The sequence below is a fragment of the uncultured Pseudoteredinibacter sp. genome, assembly GCF_947502065.1.
Lineage (GTDB): Bacteria > Pseudomonadota > Gammaproteobacteria > Pseudomonadales > Cellvibrionaceae > Pseudoteredinibacter.
This window is the reverse complement of sequence record NZ_CANMYE010000001.1, coordinates 1127190-1151532: the sequence shown is the minus strand read 5'-3', so window position 1 is coordinate 1151532 and position 24343 is coordinate 1127190. Positions and strand designations below refer to the sequence as shown.

Annotated in this window: 18 protein-coding genes; 9 read left to right on the top strand and 9 right to left on the bottom strand. The window is 45.4% G+C overall.

Annotated features, from left to right (window positions below):
- Position 1: 1 nt before the first annotated feature.
- From Q1A41_RS04755 to Q1A41_RS04735, 5 genes are all read left to right on the top strand, one after another.
- Positions 2 to 526 carry a prepilin-type N-terminal cleavage/methylation domain-containing protein gene (locus tag Q1A41_RS04755; protein ID WP_299975410.1) on the top strand — a complete coding sequence of 175 codons (525 nt, stop codon included), beginning with the start codon at positions 2 to 4 and terminating at the stop codon, positions 524 to 526.
- Positions 523 to 975: a type II secretion system minor pseudopilin GspI gene (gene gspI, locus Q1A41_RS04750; protein ID WP_299975408.1), complete on the top strand. Its 453-nt coding sequence runs from the start codon at positions 523 to 525 to the stop codon at positions 973 to 975. The genes Q1A41_RS04755 and gspI overlap by 4 nt, the downstream gene beginning before the upstream one ends.
- Positions 972 to 1553 carry a hypothetical protein gene (locus tag Q1A41_RS04745; protein WP_299975406.1) on the top strand — a complete coding sequence of 194 codons (582 nt, stop codon included), beginning with the start codon at positions 972 to 974 and terminating at the stop codon, positions 1551 to 1553. The genes gspI and Q1A41_RS04745 overlap by 4 nt, the downstream gene beginning before the upstream one ends.
- An 8-nt stretch (positions 1554 to 1561) precedes the next feature.
- Entirely contained in the window at positions 1562 to 2503 is a 942-nt protein-coding gene (locus Q1A41_RS04740) for a type II secretion system protein GspK (RefSeq protein WP_299975404.1), read from the top strand.
- Between the two features lie 93 nt (positions 2504 to 2596).
- Complete coding sequence (locus Q1A41_RS04735) at positions 2597 to 3406, top strand: hypothetical protein (protein WP_299975402.1); 810 nt, start codon at positions 2597 to 2599, stop codon at positions 3404 to 3406.
- On the opposite strand, the gene Q1A41_RS04730 is transcribed toward Q1A41_RS04735, so the two are convergent.
- The 5 genes from Q1A41_RS04730 to Q1A41_RS04710 form a co-directional block, all read right to left on the bottom strand.
- Positions 3403 to 4446, bottom strand: coding sequence for a lipid A deacylase LpxR family protein (locus Q1A41_RS04730; protein ID WP_299975400.1), 1044 nt, complete (start codon positions 4444 to 4446; stop codon positions 3403 to 3405). The genes Q1A41_RS04735 and Q1A41_RS04730 overlap by 4 nt on opposite strands.
- A 26-nt stretch (positions 4447 to 4472) precedes the next feature.
- A complete protein-coding gene (locus Q1A41_RS04725) occupies positions 4473 to 5411 on the bottom strand; it encodes a LysR family transcriptional regulator (protein ID WP_299975398.1) in 939 nt (312 codons plus the stop codon).
- A gap of 88 nt (positions 5412 to 5499) precedes the next feature.
- Entirely contained in the window at positions 5500 to 6555 is a 1056-nt protein-coding gene (locus Q1A41_RS04720) for a GGDEF domain-containing protein (RefSeq protein ID WP_299975396.1), read from the bottom strand.
- A gap of 233 nt (positions 6556 to 6788) precedes the next feature.
- Complete coding sequence (locus Q1A41_RS04715; RefSeq protein WP_299975394.1) at positions 6789 to 7352, bottom strand: hypothetical protein; 564 nt, start codon at positions 7350 to 7352, stop codon at positions 6789 to 6791.
- A gap of 176 nt (positions 7353 to 7528) precedes the next feature.
- Complete coding sequence (locus Q1A41_RS04710) at positions 7529 to 9124, bottom strand: isocitrate lyase (protein ID WP_299975392.1); 1596 nt, start codon at positions 9122 to 9124, stop codon at positions 7529 to 7531.
- Between the two features lie 366 nt (positions 9125 to 9490).
- On the opposite strand from Q1A41_RS04710, the gene Q1A41_RS04705 reads away from it, so the two are divergent.
- Both Q1A41_RS04705 and Q1A41_RS04700 read left to right on the top strand, forming a co-directional pair.
- Complete coding sequence (locus tag Q1A41_RS04705) at positions 9491 to 10090, top strand: sigma-70 family RNA polymerase sigma factor (protein ID WP_299975389.1); 600 nt, start codon at positions 9491 to 9493, stop codon at positions 10088 to 10090.
- 16 nt (positions 10091 to 10106) lie between these two features.
- On the top strand, positions 10107 to 10493 hold the full coding sequence (locus tag Q1A41_RS04700; protein WP_299975387.1) for a DUF6768 family protein: 387 nt from the start codon (positions 10107 to 10109) through the stop codon (positions 10491 to 10493).
- A 174-nt stretch (positions 10494 to 10667) separates the two neighbouring features.
- Here the strand turns inward: Q1A41_RS04700 and Q1A41_RS04695 are convergent, their stop codons facing one another.
- Entirely contained in the window at positions 10668 to 11696 is a 1029-nt protein-coding gene (locus Q1A41_RS04695) for a nitronate monooxygenase (protein WP_299975385.1), read from the bottom strand.
- 370 nt (positions 11697 to 12066) lie between these two features.
- Between Q1A41_RS04695 and Q1A41_RS04690 the strand changes: the two genes are divergently transcribed.
- Both Q1A41_RS04690 and Q1A41_RS04685 read left to right on the top strand, forming a co-directional pair.
- Entirely contained in the window at positions 12067 to 13185 is a 1119-nt protein-coding gene (locus Q1A41_RS04690; protein ID WP_299975383.1) for an endonuclease/exonuclease/phosphatase family protein, read from the top strand.
- 246 nt (positions 13186 to 13431) lie between these two features.
- Positions 13432 to 15393 carry a prolyl oligopeptidase family serine peptidase gene (locus Q1A41_RS04685; protein ID WP_299975381.1) on the top strand — a complete coding sequence of 654 codons (1962 nt, stop codon included), beginning with the start codon at positions 13432 to 13434 and terminating at the stop codon, positions 15391 to 15393.
- Between the two features lie 405 nt (positions 15394 to 15798).
- Here Q1A41_RS04685 and Q1A41_RS04680 read toward each other — a convergent pair whose 3' ends face one another.
- The 3 genes from Q1A41_RS04680 to Q1A41_RS04670 all read right to left on the bottom strand — a co-directional run bounded on the left by Q1A41_RS04680 (position 15799) and on the right by Q1A41_RS04670 (position 24229).
- The gene (locus tag Q1A41_RS04680) at positions 15799 to 16791 is read right to left on the bottom strand and encodes a transposase (protein WP_299975379.1); all 993 of its coding nucleotides are present in this window, start codon (positions 16789 to 16791) and stop codon (positions 15799 to 15801) included.
- 759 nt (positions 16792 to 17550) lie between these two features.
- Positions 17551 to 18144, bottom strand: coding sequence for a hypothetical protein (locus tag Q1A41_RS04675; RefSeq protein ID WP_299975377.1), 594 nt, complete (start codon positions 18142 to 18144; stop codon positions 17551 to 17553).
- Positions 18131 to 24229, bottom strand: coding sequence for a SpvB/TcaC N-terminal domain-containing protein (locus Q1A41_RS04670; RefSeq protein WP_299975375.1), 6099 nt, complete (start codon positions 24227 to 24229; stop codon positions 18131 to 18133). The genes Q1A41_RS04675 and Q1A41_RS04670 overlap by 14 nt, the downstream gene beginning before the upstream one ends.
- Positions 24230 to 24343 lie beyond the last annotated feature (114 nt).

The window sequence follows — 24343 nt, the reverse complement described above, 5'->3', positions numbered from 1 at the left end:
GATGAAAAACCAAGGACTGACTTTACTCGAAGTGCTCATTAGTCTCGCTATTTTGGCGCTCGCCAGCAGTTTAGTGATGATAAGTATCAGTAGCGTTAAGGTCAGCAACGATTGGCCTAAGATCGGCCGCTTTGTAGAACAAGCTATCCAGCAATCCTTCTACCAGCAGACCCCACTGCGAATTGTCTGTGAAGGCTCTATGTTACAACTACAAAACCACCAAGCTACGGAGCTTTACGACACACCAGAGCGACACAGAGAGAATCGACAATGGCTACCCATTGGCTCACCACTAAAGATCAGCACCGAGCTTTGCCTCTACCATAGCCAGTCTGCAAAATGTCAGCCCTGCCCCACGCACACGCAGGGTAACAATCAGTTTCAACTACTATTTAATGACGGCCTTGCCCAAGATAGTTACCAACTGAGGGAGCGACCTTCAACAATTGCTGAGCACAAGGAAAGCGCAACAGGTCTACTTATACACAGCCACGGCATTATTGAGGAGCTACCGTTAAGACCATGAGCGCCAGCAAAAGTAAGCTTAAAAATGAGAACGGCTTATCGATGATCGAGGTCTTGGTTGCCTTAGCGATATTCGCCAGCACTGTGGTTTTGGCACTGTCTAGTTTACAACTTCAGCTAAACAGACAACACAAAATCGAAATCCGTCACCTTGCCGGACATCTTAGTAACAACTTCGCTACGCAACTGCAACTATCGAACAACAGCTGGCCAAACTCTTCGCAAACATTCCAACAAAACTACGCCGGAAAAACCTGGACCGTAAAACTCTCACCACAAGGCAGCCCACTAAGCCACTGGAAATCCTTAAACGTAGAAGTGTTATTGGAAGGCGTTCTCCTTGCTACGCAAACTATTTACTCGAAAGCTGCTATTAATAGCCGGCAAGATAATTTAAGCGTTCAATCAAATTATACACAGCCCTCTCGCAATCTCGGTGCTGGACGATGAATCGCTTTGCGCAACAAAGCGGGATCAGCTTAATAGAAACCTTGATCAGTCTGTCCATATTGATGCTAATATCAATTGCAGCCAGTCAAGCTTTGCAACGGGCTTCTGTCCTGAACGAGAAGATAGCCGTTAAAAGCCAACAATTACAAACTCAATTTTCTCTCGAGCAGTTGATCAGCCGTGACATAATAAACAGCCGCAATATTATTTGGCCAAGCCAGGATTGTGCCAGCCCTGCTAACTGTTTCGTCTTAGAGCTAAAACACTCGATCGCAGACAGTGGAGCAAATGACATTCGATATTTACGTTACCGGGTTAATGATCGCGGCCTTTATAGAGATCAACTCGATTCACTCGGCCACTGGGGTGAGTTTCGGGTTTCTAAGATAGCAAACCTCTGTGACTTTTCATTCTTTAAAGATGGTCGCTGGCTGAGACAACCAATGATTTTGCATAGCAATTCTCAAAAAGCGCAATATCAAGCGGCCACAGCCAACCATAATCCGATTCGAGCTATCGCTATCGACTGGCAACACAAAGATCGGCCTCCATACCAACAAACTTTAGTTGCACAGTGAGAAGGCAAATGAGTGAGCCCGGATCAATAACGCAAACGCAAGCCTTATTCCCGAGGCGACAAGGTGGCGCTGCGTTATTATTGGTTTTACTGCTGGTTGCTATTATTAGTATACTTGCGGTTAATAGCTCGGAGAATAGCTACCATCTTCAACGCCGCTTGACCATGCAGGAGCAGCAGCAAGCGATTAGCTCTGAGCTGCTGGCTATTGAGCAATTTTCGCTCGAATATTTCGGTGAAAAGATCGACAGTACGGAAAACAGCCACCCTAAGCAGCCCTGGTTTGAACCTTATTCATTGCCAATCACCGACAGCAAAGTACAACTGCGGCTGGCACTGGCCAAACCTTGCATCAACCTTTATGGCATAAGCGACTTCAAGCTTCAGCATTTGCAACAAAGCCCATCGCTGCAGCAACTGCAGTACCTGATCGAGAACACATCCTCCGCTCGAAGCACATTAGATCTTCAGCTTGTGCATCGTTTTGCAAGCGAGATAGTGCAACACTCACAGCCAGATCCAATAGCCAACAAGGCCGAGTTAGCTCGACGTTTGTTGGCTCATAGCTGGACAACACTACAGTGGGAAAAGCTTTCGGATTTTGTGTGTTTTCGGCCCAACAAATACAATCGTTGGAATATAAATGCTTTCAGTAAAGCTGATACCCCACTTCTGCAAGCCTTGCTTCTTAATCAGTTGGATCGTGAAAGAGTCGTGGCGCTGATTGCCAAGGTCAATCAGAAACCCCTCAGCCATAACCATCAGTTTTGGCAGCTGGACGAACTACAAACCATCGAACTTCCAAGCCAAATTAAACTGCAGCTTCAGCTACGCTCAGAGTATTATTGGCTCAAGGTTAACGTCAATCGCAGCCATCATAAGCAAGCACAGTGGTGGTTTTTGCAGCAACAAAATCAGGTGCTTAAAAAGCGATTTAGTTATAGGATGTAGGGCATGGCGGCACATTTATACATATATATTAAACCCTCCGTGGAATGGCTTGTCTTTGAAGACGGCCAAGTCAGCTCTAGTGGCTGCCTTAACATGGCACAATCAAGCATTAATCGCCACAATAGCCAACCGTTACAAGCTTTGCTACCTAGCGAATTCTCTGATCTCCCCTGCCATGCCATCATTTCTAGCGAGCACAGCATTTGTTTAAGTGCAGAGCTGGCCTGCTCTAAAAGCCATGCTTGGTCCGCTGCCGAATTTGCTTTGCAAGAGTTGAGCAGTGTAAAAATAGAAAATCTATTGAGCCATTTTCACTCAAATCACAACACACACACCGTTGAAGCGATCGATCGCGATTTTTTCGACAAGCTTTATCAAAGCCTTAGTGGATTAGCGCTCGTGGACATTCGCTTTGACTACCAGCTTCTTGCGCAAGAACGAAATAGCGCAACAGCTCTCTGTCTTGGATCTCGCCTGATTGTAAATCAAATAGGCCTAGCTAATGCAGAATTTCAACGCCAAGCCTATTGCATCAACCAGAGCTGGGCTGCCAGTTGGTGGCAACGCGTCACCGAGCAGCAAGCGCAAAAGCTTAAAATTTATGGTTGTCTTGAGGAGTTTAGCAAAGATTTTTCAAAGCAAGAGCAGAGAAAAATCAGCAAGAATAGTATTGATATTGAACTGTGCAGCCCATGTGAAGCAGCCGATTTGGAGCAGCTCTTATGCTTTCAGCACTCTTTTAAGGTTCACATGGACAGCAATAATAACCTACTCAATAACAACTACCCTGCCCTAGCGAATAGCTATCGCATAAAGCGTCCAGCGAAGCCAATTATGCTAGCGGGCATAGGCCTAAGTATAATTTGCGCAATGTTTTGGGGCTTTCAGCTATTTTCGCCTTAGAAGCTATAACTCAAAGAAATTGAACCATAGGCTTGCCCTTCTACCTGTTGCTTAAATTCTTTGCTTCGAAAAACATGGGAATACGATAGCTTCCAGCGCTCGTAGATTAGAGCAGCACCAATAGCTGCATCACCCACCAGATATTCTTTATCAACAGAATGGCTATCTCGGAAGGTGTTACCATCAAGAAAAATATTATTGGCCACTAGACGCACGTCTGTCGCCACAAAACCATAAACATGCCAATCTCGATCCAGGGGGTTACCTAGGCCAGGCGCACTATTATCTCCCCCCGGGCGTAATGTAGAGACACCAAAATCGTTGGGCAGGCGGTAACCAAGACGGAGTTCGCCACCGGCATTTAAATATGAGCTAACATTACCGATACTACCACCCCAGTGATTGATAAAATCCATATCGATAAAACCCATAATAGGCTCATCGGTAATTTGAAAACGGCGTTTACGCTCAAAAACCAATTGAAAACCTGGTTCGTTTTCAAGTTGATTATCCCAACCTAAGAACAAATCGATGTCGCGCTCGGCATGAATAAAATCCTGCGCCTCTTGGGCTTTGGCCAACGGCCCAACCACCCCCAAATTTAACTCTACAGAATGCAGGCGATCACCAACTCGAGCTTGATAACCAACCCCACCATACAACCAACCAGCATAGGGACGATCATTAGGATCGACAGTCAATCGGTCGCGATCAGTAGGGGTAAACATAAGCTGTCCGGCGCTCAAAATCATATTACGCTGAACAAACTGCTCACCCTTCTTGGGTGGACTCGGGTGAATAAATTTCAGCCACTCGTTAAGAGTGTTCACCCATGGGTAGGCCTCTTCGCGGCTAGTTAAGAAACTGTCGACGTCCGGCGAGATAAAGGACATTCGCACGCCATTTGTATAATTAAGGTCGGTACCGGTAAACAGGTCGTTTTCAAAATACAAATTAGCTGTCCAGCGATCTTCAGCCTGAGCAAACAAGGGGGTAGTAATCGCAGCCAAAAAGCACAGGGCTCCGTATGTCTTATTCATTTTGTTCCTCAGTACGGCCTAAGGCCTCAGTCAATCGTTTTAGCTACTTCGGCAATCAAGCGGCGGAGCCATTGGTGCGCCGGATTATTCTGCAATAGCGGGCTCCAAGCCATTTTCAATTCTAGCGGCGGTATTTCAAAGGGAGGCTCTTTAATAACTACGCGGCTATTCTTACTCTGTAGCTGTGCTGCACGGGTAGGAATGGTTACCACCAAATCTTTTTGTTCGGCCAGCAGCATTGCAGCTTGGTAGTGTCGGGTAAAAACAGTAATTTCACGCTTGTGCCCTGCTTTTGCCAACGCTTCATCTACCCAGCCCAGGCGCTGAACATCACTTGGGTTTACCCCCACACCAACCCCCATGCCGGTTTTACTCACCCATACATGTTTTGATTGCAGGTATTTTTCCAGATCAAAGTCGTGCCTCGCTGGGTTCTTCTTGCTCATTAGACAAGAAAAACTATCACGCCATACTGTCAATTGGTGAAACGATTGAGGCATCGAATCAAAACGGTTGATTACCATATCAACCTTGCCCTGCTCTACATCCAAAAAGCTCACATCACTTGGCGTCATGATATCGAGGGTTACACCCGGCGCGTCATTACGTAAACGCTTGAGAAGCTTAGGAAACAACGTGGATTCCGCATAATCGCTGGCCATAATACGAAATACTCGCTCACTGCCTTTCGCATCGAAATCCTCCCTAGGCTGTACGGCTTTTTCAATATCGGCCAATACCGCCCTTACCTGCGGTTCTAGCTCTGTGGCGCGTTCAGTGGGTGTCATGCCTTCACTGGTTCGAACCAGCAAAGGATCATTAAAAAGCTCCCGTAAACGCTTTAAGCCATTACTCATTGCAGGCTGACTAATACCCAAGTGGCTAGCAGCTTTGGTGACATTACGCTCTCTGAGTAGAACATCGAGGTAAACAAGAAGATTGAGGTCAATACGGGAGATATTCATAGGCGGCACTTTATTTCAGTGGTCGCTATTATTCACCAAGGATATAGAATTGTCCATCTTCATTTTAAATTCAGATAGGTGAATTTGATCAATGCGAAGCCGATGCAGACCGCATATCAAGCGTGCGAGCAAACCCGTCTTTAACAACACAGTTGCGCCCAAGCGTTTTAGCTTCATATAAACGCTTATCGGCTACTCGATACAAGCCATCAAGGTCTTTACCATCGTTACCATATTCAGCCACCCCAATACTTACAGTTACAAATACACTTTCACCATCTAGCTGAAAGCTCTCAGCTTTAATAGACTCGCGTAGAGCTTCAGCAACTTTGCTCGCAGAGTTCAGATCGGCGCCAGATAAAATCAGGCAAAATTCCTCACCACCTACTCGAAAGCCATAATCAGTCTGCCGGCTATGACAGCGTATTAAATCGGCCAAACCCTGCAGTACTCGATCACCCAACAAATGCCCATAGCGATCATTAACCCCTTTAAAGTGATCAACATCAATCAATAGCAGACTCAGAGCAATCTCGTTTCGCTTGGCAACTTGAATCTCGCGCTGAAAAATCTCTGTCAGGCGCAAGCGGTTATTTAAACCCGTTAAAGAATCTTGCGAAGCCATCTTCATAAGAGCCTGCTGAGAGCGCTCCCTATTGATTTCATAGAGGTGTGAAAACACCCAAATAAGGGCGACACATAAAATGACATTGAATGAGCTACTTAAGGTAAGAATTCCAATCTCCATTTCAACACGCAAGTAAAACGCTACTACTGCAAAGAAGACATAGACAGCAGTGAACCTTAAGCCTAAGCGGCTTCCCAATGTGAGATAAGAAATTAGTGGCAGTAGAAACACCCAAACAAAGATTGTTGGACTGGTATTGGGCACCAGCAAAGCGATCATCATTATGGAATAGAAGCACAGGATAAAGCCGACACTCCAAGCCAATAGCCGCTGTGTATTTGCCATACGGTAATAAGCAAAGACGGCGGCCATGGCCGCAAAGAATTCAATCGCGGCCAGCCAGTGCAGGCCTCGCATCATATTTAACACGCAGAATATTAGCCCACCCCAAGCCGTAAACAGACTAAGAGCTCGCATAACAGCGCGTCGATGAGGGGAATTATCCTGAAACAACATAAGGCCTAGCCCTCCTGATCTCTAAAACAGAGGGCAACAAAGCCTTGGCGGTAAAAAAATAAATGTTTGGCATAGTTTGCTAGCGGCATCCTTGCGCAGCTACATTAATTATTATGTCGATTATTTACTCAAAATCGCCATTAGTATACTGCAAGCAAACAGATGCACCTTACTTTATGCGCCAAACGGTCGCCTTTCACTGCAAGTGTAAAGTATCCATGCTTTACGCGGCGCTAGGCACTTAGAAATTGAATATGCTCCAAGGCGATGTCTTTATCGATATAGGCCATGCCCAATTTGTTGAGGTATTCCATACGGTCGGCATTGCGAAGATCGATATCGGGCACATCTAAACCTTTGGCCTGATAGATTGCAGCTACATGCGCCAAATAGGCCTCTCCCTCTTGTATCAATAGTAGACTCATTGCCCCAACGTCCGGCTTAACCTGCTCATTGAGCCCGTTAGGCAGTTGCAGCTCTACAATGGCCGGCTGCTCATCACCCTCTACTCGCACTCCGCGATCACGCACGGTTTGCATTGCCCAATAATAAGCCAACTCTTTACTCTGCGTTAAAAACACCGGCTCAATGGTTTCGGTATAGCTATTACCTATAGTCGCCATGGTCTGCTTAGCAGCTTGCTTCATGGCCTTATCACCGGAGCGCTTAAGGCCATAGGCCTGAATAGAGCCCAGTAGCGCCGAAGAGGTGCCGTGATACCAAGTATTACTCGTAGCGAAGCCCGCTTGGCTTAATAACTCGGGAGAATCTTTATATTGAGCTGGAATATCTGTCATGATCACAATCACTTAATCATCTATGGTTTAAAACACAAGAATTTTACCCCATGACGGGGTCAGACCCTAGGGGTCTGACCCACTATATATCAGCGGGCATAAAAAAAGCGGCACCTATAAAAGGGGCCGCTTTTTAGCTGTGGAGCCTATTGCTAAGCCCCTAGCAACCAGCTCGATTAGCTGAACTGGTTAGAGGTGTTTTTCGCACCACCCGCTTTCAGAGCGTTCTCACCAGCGTAGTACTCTTTGTGATCGTCGCCCAAGTCAGAACCCGCCATGTTCTGGTGCTTAACGCAAGCGATGCCTTGACGGATCTCTTTACGCTGAACGCCTTCAACATAACCCAACATGCCCTGCTCACCGAAGTACTCTTTCGCCAAGTTGTCTACAGACAAGGCGGTAGTGTGGTAAGTCGGTAGAGTAATCAAGTGGTGGAACACGTTCGCTTCGCGAGCCGTATCCGCCTGGAAAGTCTTAACGCGCGCATCAGCCGCAGCAGACAACTCAGAACCGTCGTAATCAGCAGACATTAGGTTGTCGCGATCGTAGGCAGAAACGTCTTTACCTTCAGCCGCCCATGCATCGTAAGTTTGCTGACGGAAGTTCAAAGTCCAGTTGAACGAAGGAGAGTTGTTGTAAACCAACTTCGCATCAGGATGTACTTTACGTACTTCGTCCATCATACCCTTAATTTCGTGAACGGTTGGAACCGCGGTCTCGATCCACAACAGGTCAGCACCGGCGTTAATTGCTTCGATACAGTCAAATACACAACGCTCGTGGCCAGTACCCTGACGGAACTGATACAAACCAGAAGGTAGACGCTTAGGACGAACCAACTTGCCACCACGATTAAATACAACATCACCCTCAGCCATGTCAGCTACGTCGATTTCTTCAACGTCTAGGTAAGAGTTGTATACATCACCCTGATCGCCTGGCTCTTTAACAACAGCGATTTCTTTGGTTAAACCAGCACCTTCAGAGTCAGTACGAGCAACGATTAGGCCGTCATCAACACCTAGCTCCATGAATGCGTAACGTAGCGCACGTAGCTTATTGTGGAAATCAGCGTGAGGTACGGTTACTTTACCGTCCTGGTGACCACACTGCTTCTCATCAGCAACCTGGTTTTCGATCTGTAAGCAGCAAGCGCCCGCTTCGATCATTTGCTTAGCCATCAAGTAAGTCGCTTCAGCATTACCAAAACCGGCATCGATATCAGCAACGATTGGCACTACGTGAGTTTCGTGGTTGTCGATTTGATCTTGGATCTCAGCCGCTTTAGCGGTATCACCAGCTTCACGAGCGGCGTCCAAAGCACGGAACAAACCACCCAGCTCGCGCGCATCAGCTTGACGCAAGAAGGTGTATAGCTCTTCTACTAGGCCAGCTACAGCAGTCTTCTCGTGCATAGACTGGTCAGGAAGAGGACCGAAGTCAGAGCGTAGAGCCGCAACCATCCAACCTGATAGGTACAAGTAGCGACGCTCAGTTGAACCGAAGTGCTTCTTGATAGAGATCAGCTTCTGCTGACCTACAAAACCGTGCCAGCAGCCCAAAGACTGGGTGTACTTGGTTTTGTCTTTGTCGAACTCAGCCATGTCGCGACGCATGATACCAGCGGTATACTTAGCGATGTCCAAGCCAGTTTTGAATTTGTTCTGAGCGCGCATGCGAGCAACAGATTCTGGGTTGATGGCACTCCAAGAATCGCCCATCTTGTCGATGGTAGCGCCGGCTGCCTGAATGTCATTTTGGTAAGCGGACATGATCGTTCCTCATATCAGAGTAAGATTGCTATAAATTTGCTATAGCGCCCAAGCGGGCCGATGAGCGTGCTACCGAAGACGGCATAACCCTCATCTCGACTATGGGCTTAGTCTATTGCGGGGACTTACATAATTGAAATCGATACTACCAATATTTGATATTCACCAAATGTATGGAGGCACTTCAATCTTATCTATAACGATACCCTTAAGCCCACAGCTAGCGGCGAAGCGCTAGGCCTATGCAGAGATCTATAGTGATAGCTGGTAAAAAACACTTTAATTGCCAACCAATAAGCAATAGAGCGCGTCTACAAAGCAAATATCGCAAAAACCGCCTGATCAAGGCTTACGCTGGATCAATAAGTGACGACAAATCCGAATACACAATATAGCTCAGCCGAGATAGAGCTTCTGGTCCTGCAAGCCCAAACAGGAGACAGCGAGTCACTGCAAAAGCTTTATCTCTGTTTCGCCAAAGCTCTAGAGCGCTATGCCCTACTCCAAAGCAGTGATGCCGAGCTGGCGCGAGATGCCTGCCAAGAGTGCTGGCTAAACTGCTGCCGAAAACTAACACAGCTAAAAGATCCTGCGGCATTTAGAGCCTGGCTATTTAGCAGCCTCAGGCATCGTATTGTGGACCTGGCCCGCAAGAAAGAAACCTTAGCTCGAAGATTAGAGCAACTTAAACAGCTAAATGAGATTCACCAAAACAGCGAAAAGGCTTACGAGTCAGACCTAGATCAAGAAGACGTTCGATCCAAATTAGAGGGCTTAAATTTGTGGAGCGCGATTAAGAAACTCCCCCAACAAGAGCGCCAATGTATCTACCTCTTTTATCAGGAAGAGTTCAGCACCAAAGAAATATCCCTAACACTAGGTGTCAGCCTAGGAACGGTAAAGTCACAGCTAAGCCGAGGCCGGCAGCATCTACGCGATGCACTTAGCAAGTCATCAACAACTTAGAAACAAGGATTCAACTATGGATATTGATAAACAAATCAAAGAACAACTTAAACAAGAAAGCGAGCAACTTGATCTGTTATTGCAAGCCGATAAAGGCTTATTTGGCCGCATACAAGATAGCTATCACAGTAGTATGAGCTTTTGGATTGTATATAGCTTCTTTTTTGCCTTCCTGATTGGCGGCGTTCTGTGCTTTTGTGCTTATCAGTTTTTTCAGGCCCAAGAGACTCATAGCATGATATTTTGGGGTATACTCAGCCTAGCGGCCATGATTGTTTTGGCGCCTCTGAAGCTATGGCTACTCAATGAAAGTGGACGGCAAGCGGTTCTGCGCGAAATAAAACGAATGGAAATTAGGCAGGAGCAGCGCATTCAAAAGCTCTACGACAAGCTAAACCCATAGCCATAAAGGGCACAGATTCTAATTCTTCGATGTGTGCTTCAATTAAAACACGAAAGAGCGCCTAACCCCTGTATAAAAACGAACAGCAAGAACACCGCGTGATTCTGTTTGTAAAAATAAATGAAAAAGAAGCTATGCGGGCTTACTGCTGGGTTGTAGTCTCTTGATGCCTAATCATTCGGGCCATAGTTGCCGGGTTAATTCACCTGCAGAGATTTCTCTACAAGTCGCGTAGTGGCTACCTGCCCACATCGGGGTAAAATCATTTCTCCCACGCTTTTCAGCAGCGGCTCGCAATGGCGCCAGTGCAATTGAGGCGTAGGGGAATTCTGGCGCTAGCTGACTAATAAAACTGAGCTCTTTCATAGCACGATTAGACACCCCCCTGGCTAAACGACCAGAGAATACATTGGTCAATGCCGTTTTTGCTGTACCCTGCTTTATTGCAGCGCGGTGGACAATGCTGGTTCTCGCTTCCTCACACAGCAAATAGGCAGTACCCAACTGAACCGCCGAGGCCCCCAGATCCATCATGGCGACAATATCCGAGTGCTTGTTTATCCCACCTGCCGCCACGATAGGTAAAGAGATACTCTCCTTAAGCTGCGTAAGCAATTCTGCAGTGTCTAGTTGCTGATTTAAATCAGTCCTTAAAAACATCCCTCGGTGGCCACCCGCTTCCAAGCCTTGTGCGATAACAATATCTGCGCCATTGTCCTCCAGCCAAACGCCCTCTTCGGCGGTCGTCGCGGATGACAGCACTTTGCTGCCCCAGGATTTAACGCGATCGAGTAAATCAGCAGCCGGCAAGCCAAAGTGGAAACTAACAACAGGTGGCTTAAATTCTTCTAAAATATCTGCAAAGCTATCGTCAAATGGAAGCCGTAAACCAGTCAAGCCCTTAGGAACTTCTACCTCAAACTCTTCATAATAAGGTAATAGCATAGCCAACCATTCTTCCAAAGTTGACTCATCAGGCATAGGCATATCGTGGCAAAAAAAATTGACATTGTAACTATGAGAGCTGTGTTTATTAAAGCTATGCAAGTGCTCTACGAGCTGCTCGGCAGCTAACATACCACAAGGTATTGATCCTAGCCCACCAGCATTAGAAACCGCTGCTGCCAGCCTCCAATCTTGCACACCGGCCATCGGAGCTTGGATAATGGGTTTGTCGATCGCAAGTTCTTCACAAATATTCATTAGAATGATTCCAGATGCTTCGTTTTATGGGCTAGGGTTTTTGCGACTAGGTTTTTGGGGCTAGGTTTTTGGGACTCTGCCTTTACGGGAAACGCACAAATCAGCCCTAGCAATCCTCAATACAGCTCAATAGCCTGTATGATAGCCCATTAGAAATGTTAACCTAGAAAATATTCTGCGGCGACACTTGCGCAACCAATAAAGCGCTGGTCGCAACAATTTTATTAAGATGTATAAATTGCCCATCATCAAAAGAGTAATTTCAATGCGTATTACAACAAGATTGAGCGTAGTTTTTGTTCTCTCTCTATTGGCAGCCAAGGCCCTATATGCCAAACCCAACACCCATACATGCCAAATTGAGGGCGCAATGCAAAAAAAACTTCGAATAGCGACTTTTAATGTCAGTATGGAAACTAGCAATTACCCTGTAGAGGGCAAAAGTATTTTTCAAGCATCACGTCTCACCGAAGTGTTAAAAGAAGGCAAGCAAACACAGGTTCGAAACATCGCTGAAATTATTCAGCGCGTACGTCCAGACATAATCCTACTTAACGAATTCGATTACATTGAAAATGAAGAAGATGGGATTGGCTTATTTGTTAAACAGTATTTACAGCAGAGCCAAAACGGGCAAGAAGCTATTAACTACCCGTATATTTATATCGACAGCGTTAATACTGGAATAGAAACAGGCTTAAGCGGAAAAGACAACCGCCTTAGACACTTTGGCTTTGGCCGATACCCTGGCCAATACGGTATGGCTTTGTTATCAAAATACCCAATCGAAAAAAACCAAGTTCGTACTTTCCAAAAATTTCTTTGGAAGGATATGCCTGAAAATCTGCTACCTATGGATAAAAGCGGGAAATCTTGGTACAGCGATGATGAAGTGAATATTATGCGCTTATCTTCCAAATCTCATTGGGATATACCTATAAATATCGACGGCAAACTTATTAGCATTCTGGCTAGCCATCCAACACCTCCCGTATTCGACGGCCCGGAAGATCGCAACGGGCGTCGAAACCATGACGAAATACGCTTCTGGAAAGACTATATCGCGGGCGATAAAAACAGCTATCACTATGACGACGTTCAGCAAAAAGGTGGTATAGCGAAAAATAGAGGTTTTGTAATTCTGGGCGATCTCAATGCCAGTGCAATCGAAGGCGATGCCTACCCTGGCACAATGAATCAGCTTTTAGAGCACCCTGCTATTAATGACTATCCAGCCCCCACCTCGGATGGCGGAAGCCTCAATAAAGCCGAAAGCCCTTACGCCAAAAGCCATACAGCTGCTTGGGGAATGCGAGCTGATTATGTATTACCTTCGAAAGGCCTAAAACTCATAGACAGCGGTGTTTTTTGGCCAAAACCAGATAGTAAAGAAGCCTACCTAGTGGCCGACAGAAACGCCTCATCGGATCACCGATTGGTGTGGGTGGATATTGAAAACCCCAACTTTATCAGCTGCCCTACTAGATAGAAGCCTATTAATATTTTAGCCACCAAGCGAGTTGCCCAACTTGCTTGATCCTGGCAGTTATCAATAGCTAACCTATGACTTAGCTTGAAATCCTACGTCTGTGCGAGGCCGTAATCTAAATACCTACTTGCTCTCAGCCAAGCAACTGTTTAACCTAACTATGCGGAAACCGTGTTGTTTAAGCAGGGGTTTTCTTGAATATATGCTTTGACAGCCAATGGATCGAGTTTAGACAAGGAGCTACAGTTGAAACCCTATACGTTCATTCTTTTGTGTCTTATACCACTTCTAAGCTTTGCAGATAAAGAAATTGAGTACTTTATCGCCGATAGCGATTACCACAGCGCCAAAATTTCACCCGACGGGAAGACTTTGGCGGTAAAATTGAAACAAAAGGGTGTCAACCGCATTGCCTTTCTTGATGCTAAAACACTAAAACCTACCGGAGGGCTAGCCGCACAACCGGGCAATGATTTCTATAGTTATAGCTGGGCCAGTAACGATCGTCTTGTATTTGAGTTCGCTTACAAAACGAGCTTTAGGGATCGTCCGGTTCCCACCGGGCAGATCGTAGCCAGCGATAAAAACGGCAAACGTCAAAGAATAGTGTACGGATTTGGCTCTAGCAAGAGCAGAATAGGATCACTAATAAACTCAGGAGCAAGTAAAGAACGCAAAGCTAGTGCCACAATCCTGAGTTACCTACCTGAAGATAAAGACCACATCTTAATCGCTGAGCACCCTTGGAGCAAAATAGGAACCCTTTACTACAACCTAAAGGACAAGCCTGTTTTCATTTCGAAAATTAATATCTATACAGGCAAAAAAAGACAGCAAGAAGTTATCTCGCTACCCGGAGCCAGGCCAATAGCAAGTGCAAACGGAAAAATTGAATTCCTAACACATACTAACGAAAACGATCAAAGCAAAGTGTATCGTCGAGCGCCCGACAACCCAAAGAGCTGGCTTCCATTAGATATCGAAGGCTTAGGAAATAGAAACAAACTAGTTGGAATAAACCAATCTGGCACAGAAGTGTACCTCAGCAGCAAACTATCGAATGGCGACAAGTCCAGCTTCTATAAGCTCAATACTCAAAACTATGAGATTGAGCGTCTATTCCCAGGGGTCAACCATCCCCTTTCAGATTGGATTCTGGACCCCAAAACGAGCCAGCCTGCCGTAGCTATAACTGAACCCGATAAGTTTCAATATCATTACTACGGCAGCAATGACACCGTACGCTTTCACAAGATGCTAGCGAAAGCGTTCAAAGGTAAACGAGTAAAGTTTTTAAACCACTCTGAAAACGGTGAAAAGATCGTCGTTCTAGTTGACTCCGATACTACCCCGGCCCAGTTTTATCTATTCGACACGAACAGCAAGCAGGCTAATCTACTATTCGCCAGGCAGTCTTGGATTAATAGCGACCTTTTACAAAAAGTAGAAGCACTTAGTTTTAATGCTCGAGACGGTTTAAAGATTCACGCCTACTTTACCCCTTCCAAGCTCGGCCCTAACTCTCCACTTGTGGTAATTCCACACGGCGGACCTCACAGAGTTCGTGACTATTGGAAGTTCAATGCCAAAGTTCAGTTGCTAGCGTTTAAAGGATATAACGTCTTACAAGTCAATTTCAGAGGAAGCGGCGGTTACGGAGATAAATTTGAGCGAGCTGGCTATAAAGAATGGGGCGGGAAAATGGTAGAGGACATCATTGACGGCACTAAGTTTGTTCAAAGCTCAACACGGCTAACGACCAATAAGGCATGTATTTTTGGGGCCAGTTATGGAGGGCTAGCAGCATTAATGGCCACAGCCAAGGAACGGAATTTATTCCAGTGTGCTATCGGCTACGTAGGCGTATATGATCTTGAAAAAATGTCAGAAGAAAGTATTGTTAGGCATATTCGTTACGGGAAAAGCTACCTGAACACTGCTATCGGAACAGAGCCAAAATTATTGCAAAAAAACTCACCTATACATTATGCTGATAAAATTTCAGCTAAGGTGCTGTTAATAGGCGCAAAGAAAGACCATATCGTACCATTTGAACAAAGTGAAGCAATGCGTACTGCACTTACTAAGGTGGGCAACGATCCAAAATGGCTTAGATTTTCTAAAGCGGGTCATGGCGTGTATGACGAAAAAGACCAATTCGAATTATACGCTGAAATTGTAAAATTCTTAGATCAACATACCAAATAAAACTAACACAATAAATGGAAGTTGTAGTTTCTACAACAAAGCACCCTATATAAGGTAGTCTGCCCAGCGGACTACCTATATACAGCATCACTTAGCTTCATACAGTTGTATTTGCGTCTAATGAACTAAGGGTACTATTGTCCTTTCGGCTCCTCACCTGTTTTGCCTAGTATTTTTCTTTCTCTTTCGACAGGACACCCACTTCTTCCTTTTGCGGTCTTTTTACTGGAGATCCATTGCTAAACGAAAGTCCTTATGTTGAAGCTACATTGGAAAGATATTCACTTGAGATGAATTATAGACAAACAAGAAAAATTAATGCTTCACTCAAACTAGGCAGAAACCGAATTGGAGCCATTATTAACTTGCAACATTGATATAATAACTACGAAGGAGTGTTAAATATTAGAAAGCTCCAAGTGACGACAAACGGCACAAACCAAAATTTTTCGCCTTTTGCCTCAAAGCGGAAACCCCGCCTGCTAACGATTTAAATCTAGACTCAAATTGGGTAGCGGCCGTTAAGAACTTCATTGGTTCAATATCTAGGCGCACAAGTATCCCTGGAGTGTCTTCATGTAATGTACCCCGTTTACCATTCCTTATTTGGCGCCCCGTCCAGTCGACAAGCTCAAGGTAATCCCTAAGTCTGAATGAAAGCCCTCTTGGCTGGTTCTTTCTTGGGTAGCCTGCAAACGGGAATAAATTAACAGCTTGTTGTTGAATGTTATCTGGGTTTCTGGTGTTCTTAACTGATTCTTTCGCTCTAGATATTCGCATTTTAATCGACGTGTAATTCGAATCTTCCGGCAACTTGACCATCTTCGCCCTTAATGGATTTAGGTCTACATAAGCCATACAAGCCAATAATGCCTTATCATCTAACAGAGCCTGACTTTTGAATCGCCCCTCCCAAAAGCGGCCGGTACATTCATCCTCTTTATTAGCTTCTCGCGCTAACCATTCATTACAACAGCGCATATACCAACTCACATCGGCCAATCTTTTTCGCCATTGCTCTATCACTAAATTTACAGCATTAAACTCAGATTGATCTAATTGCTCCCCCCTCTGAAAGCGCTGCATCAACAAACTGCCTTTAAAGAGGCCCATCCAGCGGTCCGCAACTTGTTTTGCAGTTAGGCTGTTGGCCTTTTCAGCATCAACATGCAATACGACATGGTAATGGTTGCTCATCACAGCATAGGCACATACATCTATGCAAAACACCGACTGTAAAGATAGCAAACGTTCCTCTATCCAAGCTCTTCGATGCTCAAAGTTCCTACCACTATAGCGATCCTTCCCACATAAAAAAGCTCGTCGCACACAGCGGCTAACACAGTGGTAAAAAGGCGTTTCAGAGAGTGATATTTGTTGGCGTCTTGGCGTAGTCATGAGCGCAGACTACTACACACCACTGCGCTCGATTAGCATTTTCAAAGAGCAAACGAGAAATTCAGAAATGTGGCTCATCTTGAATCATAGAGCTGTTAGGCCAATGAACTTGGGTGTCCTATTGGCCGTGGATTAGGCCAATGAACTTGGGTGTCCTATTGGCCCGCTGTTAGAAGTGATCATTCTCGACTATAGATGGGTGTCCTAGCTAACTTTTGAGCAAATTGATTTTATTAATCTCGACCGGATTCATTCCTCGCTTGTCTATCAATCATCGCTGGCTCATAAAAAACTATATACCTGAAGGTACCCACTAAAATGGTAGCAGATCACCTTGCTCTACATAGCGTCATACTCAATTGTACAAAGTCCGCTTGGTTATACCACAAGTCCTGAATTGTTGAATCAAACCTGATCAAACAGGACACTAAAAATCCAGCCATATGAACACGGCAGATATCTGGAATACTGAGAAAAATAGAGCTTTAGAACACCTGGTTTACAAGCGAGCTGTTCCTCTAGTAAAGCGTGATATTTTCCCTGCAGGGTGAGCAGACGAAACTGGACAGGTAGGTCATATGGAGTTGGATAAGGAGAGCAACTCCAGTGGCCTATGCATTTGCATGCACCGGCCCCAATTGCTCACCCTGCCGGAGGAAACTGATCACCCATTCCAGAATGGACTGCACGCCCCGCTGTTAAAAGTGATCACTATCGGCAATAGATGGGTGTCCTATTAGCTTCGTAAACTTAAGCGGCCTATTGACCTTTAGTCTGCTCCCAAGTTTTTATTAAGCTCTCTAAATAAATAGATATTTCATGATACAAAGCAATGTTTTCTTTATACAATGTAAACTCCAGAGCGTAACCTCCAGCGTCAGAACGAAACACACATTTTACGTCGAGGTTTGGCAAGTATTTGGTGCACATACCAAGTACTTTATTGCTTTCACTATCAGCCATCAACCAGTTATTTGAGTCCTTGTAGTATCGGGTATACCCTGTGTCTCTCTTATGCTCAATGTGAGTAGACCAATCTTGAATTTCCCATTGATCGTTGTTTTTTCGCTCTTCTTTCGAAACAAAGAGAAGGAAAAATAACCCTCCATCTGGTCTATAAATTTTCTTCACAGCAGGAACATTCCTTATCAGCTCCTCCTCAAAAACAACAAGCCTTAGAGGTCGATTTTCAGTATCGAAATTCGAATCAGATAATGTCCCATAAACCTTGACCGGAGCAGTTTGATACTTGCTCGGAACTACCAACCCTTCCCATTCTCTATCTGTGATTTCGGGTGTGCATGCGACCACCAACAATGTTGTCAAGAGAATTAATGGCTTAAAACCTATCATAACTTTCGTCCTTATGGCTTTCTTCTGAGTCACAGCTCGGCGAACAATAGACATGAGGGGCCAAATATTCATCATGCACACCCAAGACGTATGACCCCCCATAGAAGCCTCTGGGAACATTGAAGTCGTCAAACACTTCATGATGATATTGTGTGATTTCTTCTGGGGTTAACGAATATGGTCTACCGTCCTTATCACGACCTGTCGCATTAAGATGCGCATATGCGATTGCTTTGCCGAATTCCAATTTCTTCCTCTCCAGCCTATCAGCATCAAAAAGTAAGGATGGATCAGCAAAAAGAAGTCCCTTTTCAGCATTTGTACGAACAGTTAGTCCGACAGCCAACCATTTTCCACCTACCAACAGACCAAAATACTGTAATATCTCACTTGGCTTGCCCCAGGTAGCCCACCCGACACAACCAATAGGGTCACCGTTTTTACATCTTTGCTTCCACATCTCACCAAGCTTGCCTTGTTCAATAAGCTTTTTCTCCTCTTCAGTAGGCTTTAGTTTATTCTCTTCCTTAGTTTCTTTTTGAGGGGCATCATCTTGGTAGTCGCCCGTTGACCAGCCGTCATAATGATCTTCCTCATCAGGAGTCAATGCTCCCACTCCGCGGTTCCAGTCATTCAATGAAGCCTGGCTTGATGGCGGGCATACTGGAGGGCCGTCTCTGGGGCAAGTCGCCCCCGGCGCTGGCTCTACGCTATACCCTGTAGGGTCGGTAAACTTTAGCGGATTATTAAAGGCATAAGTATACCTATTATAATTCCGCCCATTATCCGGCTCCGCAGTAACAGGATCAGGACTCATCATCTTACCCAACTCGGCCGAATAAACCCGCCCATTCATATGAATAATATCCACCCCAGACAAATGCTCATGTCCGGTATATCCACGCTCGAAACCATCCAATGCTGCGGAAGCCTGGTAGCTTGCTGCCCAATCATCAGCGCTGCGGCGTTTACCCCAAGCATCGTAACTGATCGCGCCTAGCAAACTACCGTCGCTCTCTTTACTGATGGCGGTAATCGAGCCTAAATGATCACGGTGTAGATATTCATGCTCAATAGAATTGCCGCTTGGACCTGTTTTTTCACGGCGCATCATCACGACGCGTCCGTTGGCACGGAGCAAGTGACGATATTCGGTATTGGCGCCGTTGTAGATAACCTCGTAGTTACCACCTACATAGTGGGTAATGCGTTCGCTGCCCGCTACAGTATGTCGTTGACGATAACGCGCTCGATTCGGGCCGTAATTAAACTCGTAGTTATGACCATCTTTATTAAGTGATAAAGGTTTGTTGTAACTGCTCCAAGTCGCATTCGGCATATTGTCGCCAGCGAAGAAGTTACCGTTATCATCGTAGCTGTAATTTGATTTGATGCCGGCAAGCTCGGTATCGATAACCGCGTTAGCTGTGGCCGTGCTATAACCGTATAAACCAATATCCGATTTCTCGGTAATGTTATCGACCTCATCGAAGGCATAATCGACTTTGTTTTGACCTACAACTTGAGCTCTGGTGAGGCGGTCGAGGTTATCGTAGGTAAAATCTTCCACTAGGCTGCGGGCGACATCTTGACGCTGTGTCATATTACCGGCCGCATCGTACTGGTAGGTAAAATGCTGTAATAAAGCGCCATCGGCTTTATTGGTTTTTTGCGAGCTTAGGCGGCTGGAGTGAGGCTTGTATTGCTGCTCTAGCAAGCTGCCATCTCCCATCCATTGCTCGGTTAATCGACCAGAGGCATCGGTATTTACCAATTGGTAGTACACCTCGTTTGCGCCATCGGTCACCTGCTCTAGATAACCCAAATCATTATATTGGTAGTGTGCCTGCCACCCGCTAGGCGAGCTTGCTGTGCTTGGGTATTGCAAGGCTTCTAGATTACCAAAGTTATCGTAAGACATAACTTCACGATAACTGGCATCAAGAATTTGGGTTTCGACGGCCGTTGGGCGGCCATATTGGCCAGCCGCATATTCGTACTCGCGGCTAAAGCCCGTCATGCTTTCGCGGTGCAAGCGGCCAAGGCCCATATTGCCATTGTCAGTATTGTCGTATTCCCAAGTGGTGGTACCTTCTGGCTCGATGCGCTGCGTCATGCGGCCCAATAAGTCATAGCGGTATTGCACACTTTGATTAGCTGCCCACATTTTAGGACTAACTTCTTTTACTTTTTGACCCAGAGCATCATATTCATAAGTGTAAATACCGTGGCTTGGATCATCTTGCTGGGTTAAGCGGCCCAAACGATCGTATTGATAATGCACCGAGAATTCTTTTATTAAGCCCACAGCATTACGAACCTGTGTACGCTGACCGGCAGCATTGTAGCTAAAGGAGGTACTGGTTCCCGCCTTATCAACCGAATTAAGAAGCATACCCGTAGCACTGCTGACCACACTGCTACGGCGACCAAGAGCATCTGTTAAGCCGGTAGAAAAACCATCATAGTCGAACTGGCTATCGGCGGTATTATCAATAGCATCGACTGAATCAATACGCCCATAGCTGTCGAAATATGTCCTGTTCCAAACGGGCGTGTCGCCATCGAAGAAAGGTTCAGAAACTCGATAAGCGCGCCCCTTGCTATCGTATTGAGTATCTTGGTTGACATAGCGGCCATCGAAGCTTTGGCTACGTGTGCGAACCTGTCTACCTAGGCCATCGTAAAAGGTTCGAACAGCCGGTTTGCCATCGGGCACCACTTCTACATAATATTTCGCGCCATTATTTCCACCACTGTTATCTAAGCGCACGCTGTATTCAATGGTATTGCCATCGGGGAGTGTGGTTAAGGTTCGTTGGCCAATGGCATTGTAACTGTGGGTTGTGGTTAGCCCATTAATATCCGTTTCGCTTATTGGCAGACCTCGAGTCACATCATAGGCTGCAGATGCGCTGTGCCCCACAGGGTTTACGGCCGACGTGGCAAAGCGGCCGTTTTGATCATAATATGTGTGGGAACTTCGGCTAGTGATACCTGGGCCAGTTACGGTTGTTTGAGTCGGCAATCCAAATCGGGTGTAACTTAGTTCTGTTGTCAATTCTAAAGGAGCGCCCGCACCTGGTTCTCGTATGCTTCTATGCAACGCCCCATTGGAATAATACTCATACTGAGTAGTCCGCTCTAAAGCCGCATCAAAACTTCCATTTAAGCCAAAGCGGACTTTCGCTTGATTAAGCTTAGCAAGCTGCCAAGTATTGGTATCAATAGTGAATTGTCGTTGCTGCTCACGGTTATAACTTGTCCCGCTTTCATGATCATGGATATCAGTTCGTGTTAACGTCACATTACCATAATCATCTACGGTATTAGTGCTCATACTGGTACTGAGCAGGCGTCCATCTTCTGGATCGTAGCTTTGCCTAGTGGCAGAGGCTACATAAGGGAATACCGGGCCGCTGCCGACCACCCCCTTAGTCGCATAGCTGTAGCTCTGTCGATGTATTTTAGTGTTACTGGCTGTGTGGAATTTCTCGATAAGTGTGGGTCGACTTATAATTGGAAATGCCTGTGCATAGGTAGTTTCTGTAGTGATTCCGGAGGTTTGGTTCTCGACAATAATTTTTTCAAAGCCCAAATCTCCACGACCAATCAAATTGGCTTTTAAGCCTTCATAGCTATAAAGGCTATCAAAGCTACCAAGCCCATTGGAACGTGAGACTTTGGTTACTACATAACGACTGCTTTGTACATCTTGTTCTGGAAATAGTGCAGCCTCACCCTTTGTATAAACACTAGGGTCGCGAATGGATTCGTATTCGAAGCCAACGGAGTTGCCAAGGCCATAGTGAACGGCCGCGAGTAAATGGGCTGGAACAGAATCACTCAAAAACAAGCCGTGTTTATTAGTCTCAGCCCAAAAGTAATTGTAATACCCTGGACCTGTACGAGGGTTGGTACAAGCCTGCACCTTTGCGTGAGTGTAATCCAATAGGCCATCACCATTAATGTCCACGTATTGTTCGGACTTTCTTTGGCCTCTTTCACTACGAATAAACTGAAAGCTTTGACTTTGAGTCCCATCTGTTGCTTTTAGACTTAAAGAAGTGCTGGAGCGACCAATATAGGCATCATATTTAGTGTTTGAAGTATCTTTATAACCATCTCCGTTAACATCCATTTGACCGAATTGGTGATACTGATTAAGAGTTGCTGCATAGCTGGTAAAATCGTTACCGGTGTTTTGTAGGACTTTGGTTACATTATTCCCTAGCGCATCCACATCTTCATACAACAAGTCTGGATAGCCATCGTTATTTACATCCTCATACCTTACTGGCTTACCCGGCAGATAAGGTTTATACCCATTTATATCAAACCCAGAATTCGAGTTAAGAAGAAAGCCACCATCTTTATATACTAGATCCGGTAAACGGTCCCGGTTCAAGTCCTGTAATTTTAAGCTACCACGAACTCGTTCAGCCCAAAGTTCCTCGCTGTTGAAAGATGATCCGGTATTCCTATGGACGAAAACATTTGATAGGCTCTCGTAGTAATGTCGAGAGCCATCCCACACACGCAATTTTGCCTTTTCTTTCACCAACAAATCTGGCAATAGGTCACCGTCAACATCAACAAGATCAAAATCATCCAGTGAGACTGGATAGGATGTGCTGCCCAACAACCAACTTGTATCTTGCTGAGTGTGCCCGTGCCAAACTTTACTAATAAAACCAGCTGCTGTGCTTAATGCTACATTAACTTTGACATTTCTATTAACCTTATCTACCACAACATAAACGAGGTCTACTCTTTTGTCCCCATTAATATCCACAAACCGAATTCGCTCCGGCAATGCCAAGAATGGAATTTGCCACGTAACAGGATCATACCCATCACTATCGTTCGACAATAAGATATCAGCATATAGAGCCTGAAAATTACTCGTGTGACCATAGATTGGGTATTGCCTTCTTATACTCAAATAGTCGGCCTTACCGTCGTTATTAAAGTCATGCCAACGGGGGTAGTGCCATGAATTGTCATAACGGACTTTCTCACACGTTTGATCTACCGCTTCTAATGGTACTGTCAATTGACTTTTCGAATAAGCCACTCCCCCTTGGGATTGCCATTCAAGCGTTGTGGGGGTTTTACACTGACCGCTCGACCGACTACACTCTTTAACACTAACAAGGCGTGTACTCTTTGAGTACTCAGTGTATTCATAGCTCATTCGAAACTCTGAAGCCTTAGTTCTAATCGCTTTCAGCCGTCTATTCAGTCGGCGATCCTGAGCCCCAGATGTATACCGTTCTTGTGAGTCTTGGCGGCTTTCATAAATAAAATCCACCCTATCTATCGGGAATTTCTGTGGCGCTGCATCGTTGCCGGAGTAGTAAATATGGAGCAGTTCTTGACCAGGGTTATAGCTATATCGATAGAAATTTGAACTCCTATCCATTACTTTAGCTATGGACCAACGATAAATTTCCTGGCTTCCGTAGCGCCTAGTTGTCGCAAGATCAACAATCCCTGTAGAACTATTCGTTCCATAGGTTTTAGTCAAACCGGATTTTGTGTGTACCTCAAAATATTCTGGACCACTGCCTTGATTACCCTTGGAAACAATTTTGGAAAAGCGATTATTTTCAGTGTGATATTCAGCGCCGTCTTGACCATAAACACCACTGACCAACATCAACTTTTGACCATTCAAGCAAAAACGATCATTTGCAGTGTATTCCACAGCTCGAATCAGCTGGTCTTGAGCCATGTTTTTAGGGCAGCGATAAATGGAATCATCTAACCCAGAAATAGACCAGCCAACACCCAGTAAGCCATTGGCTCCACTACTGGAATAGCTCAGGTTTAGATTTGGAGCAAAGCCTCCCGTTGGAGTTGGTACCGGAATGGGTATTTGGATACTCGCGTACCCGGAAGCGTTAACACTGGCATGGCCATTTAAGCGGCCGTTAAACTGAGGACCTAGATTAGGTTCAAGTTGAGCATCAGGCAAGCTTAAACCTGGAGGAGTCGCCGTTTGGCTAGCGAAAACGCTGGGAATTTGAAGGGCAGCAATAGAAGCAAGCGTAAAAAAGGCAGAGCGCAAAGAGAATTGCATTTTCGTTCCTTGAAGATACCACATAAATAATTTTATTTTTCGGCAGCGATAGTCGAGGATTTAAACTAAACATGCAAGTGAATAGCTTCACATTTTTTAAGCATTTAAAATAAT

Bases quoted from the DNA above. Each gene is read 5' to 3' on its own strand.
- Q1A41_RS04755 (WP_299975410.1), top strand. From the start codon at position 2: ATGAAAAACCAAGGACTGACTTTACTCGAAGTGCTCATTAGTCTCGCT.
- gspI (WP_299975408.1), top strand. From the start codon at position 523: ATGAGCGCCAGCAAAAGTAAGCTTAAAAATGAGAACGGCTTATCGATG.
- Q1A41_RS04745 (WP_299975406.1), top strand. From the start codon at position 972: ATGAATCGCTTTGCGCAACAAAGCGGGATCAGCTTAATAGAAACCTTG.
- Q1A41_RS04740 (WP_299975404.1), top strand. From the start codon at position 1,562: ATGAGTGAGCCCGGATCAATAACGCAAACGCAAGCCTTATTCCCGAGG.
- Q1A41_RS04735 (WP_299975402.1), top strand. From the start codon at position 2,597: ATGGCACAATCAAGCATTAATCGCCACAATAGCCAACCGTTACAAGCT.
- Q1A41_RS04730 (WP_299975400.1), bottom strand. From the start codon at position 4,446: ATGAATAAGACATACGGAGCCCTGTGCTTTTTGGCTGCGATTACTACC.
- Q1A41_RS04725 (WP_299975398.1), bottom strand. From the start codon at position 5,411: ATGAATATCTCCCGTATTGACCTCAATCTTCTTGTTTACCTCGATGTT.
- Q1A41_RS04720 (WP_299975396.1), bottom strand. From the start codon at position 6,555: ATGTTGTTTCAGGATAATTCCCCTCATCGACGCGCTGTTATGCGAGCT.
- Q1A41_RS04715 (WP_299975394.1), bottom strand. From the start codon at position 7,352: ATGACAGATATTCCAGCTCAATATAAAGATTCTCCCGAGTTATTAAGC.
- Q1A41_RS04710 (WP_299975392.1), bottom strand. From the start codon at position 9,124: ATGTCCGCTTACCAAAATGACATTCAGGCAGCCGGCGCTACCATCGAC.
- Q1A41_RS04700 (WP_299975387.1), top strand. From the start codon at position 10,107: ATGGATATTGATAAACAAATCAAAGAACAACTTAAACAAGAAAGCGAG.
- Q1A41_RS04695 (WP_299975385.1), bottom strand. From the start codon at position 11,696: ATGAATATTTGTGAAGAACTTGCGATCGACAAACCCATTATCCAAGCT.
- Q1A41_RS04690 (WP_299975383.1), top strand. From the start codon at position 12,067: ATGCAAAAAAAACTTCGAATAGCGACTTTTAATGTCAGTATGGAAACT.
- Q1A41_RS04680 (WP_299975379.1), bottom strand. From the start codon at position 16,791: ATGACTACGCCAAGACGCCAACAAATATCACTCTCTGAAACGCCTTTT.
- Q1A41_RS04675 (WP_299975377.1), bottom strand. From the start codon at position 18,144: ATGATAGGTTTTAAGCCATTAATTCTCTTGACAACATTGTTGGTGGTC.
- Q1A41_RS04670 (WP_299975375.1), bottom strand. From the start codon at position 24,229: ATGCAATTCTCTTTGCGCTCTGCCTTTTTTACGCTTGCTTCTATTGCT.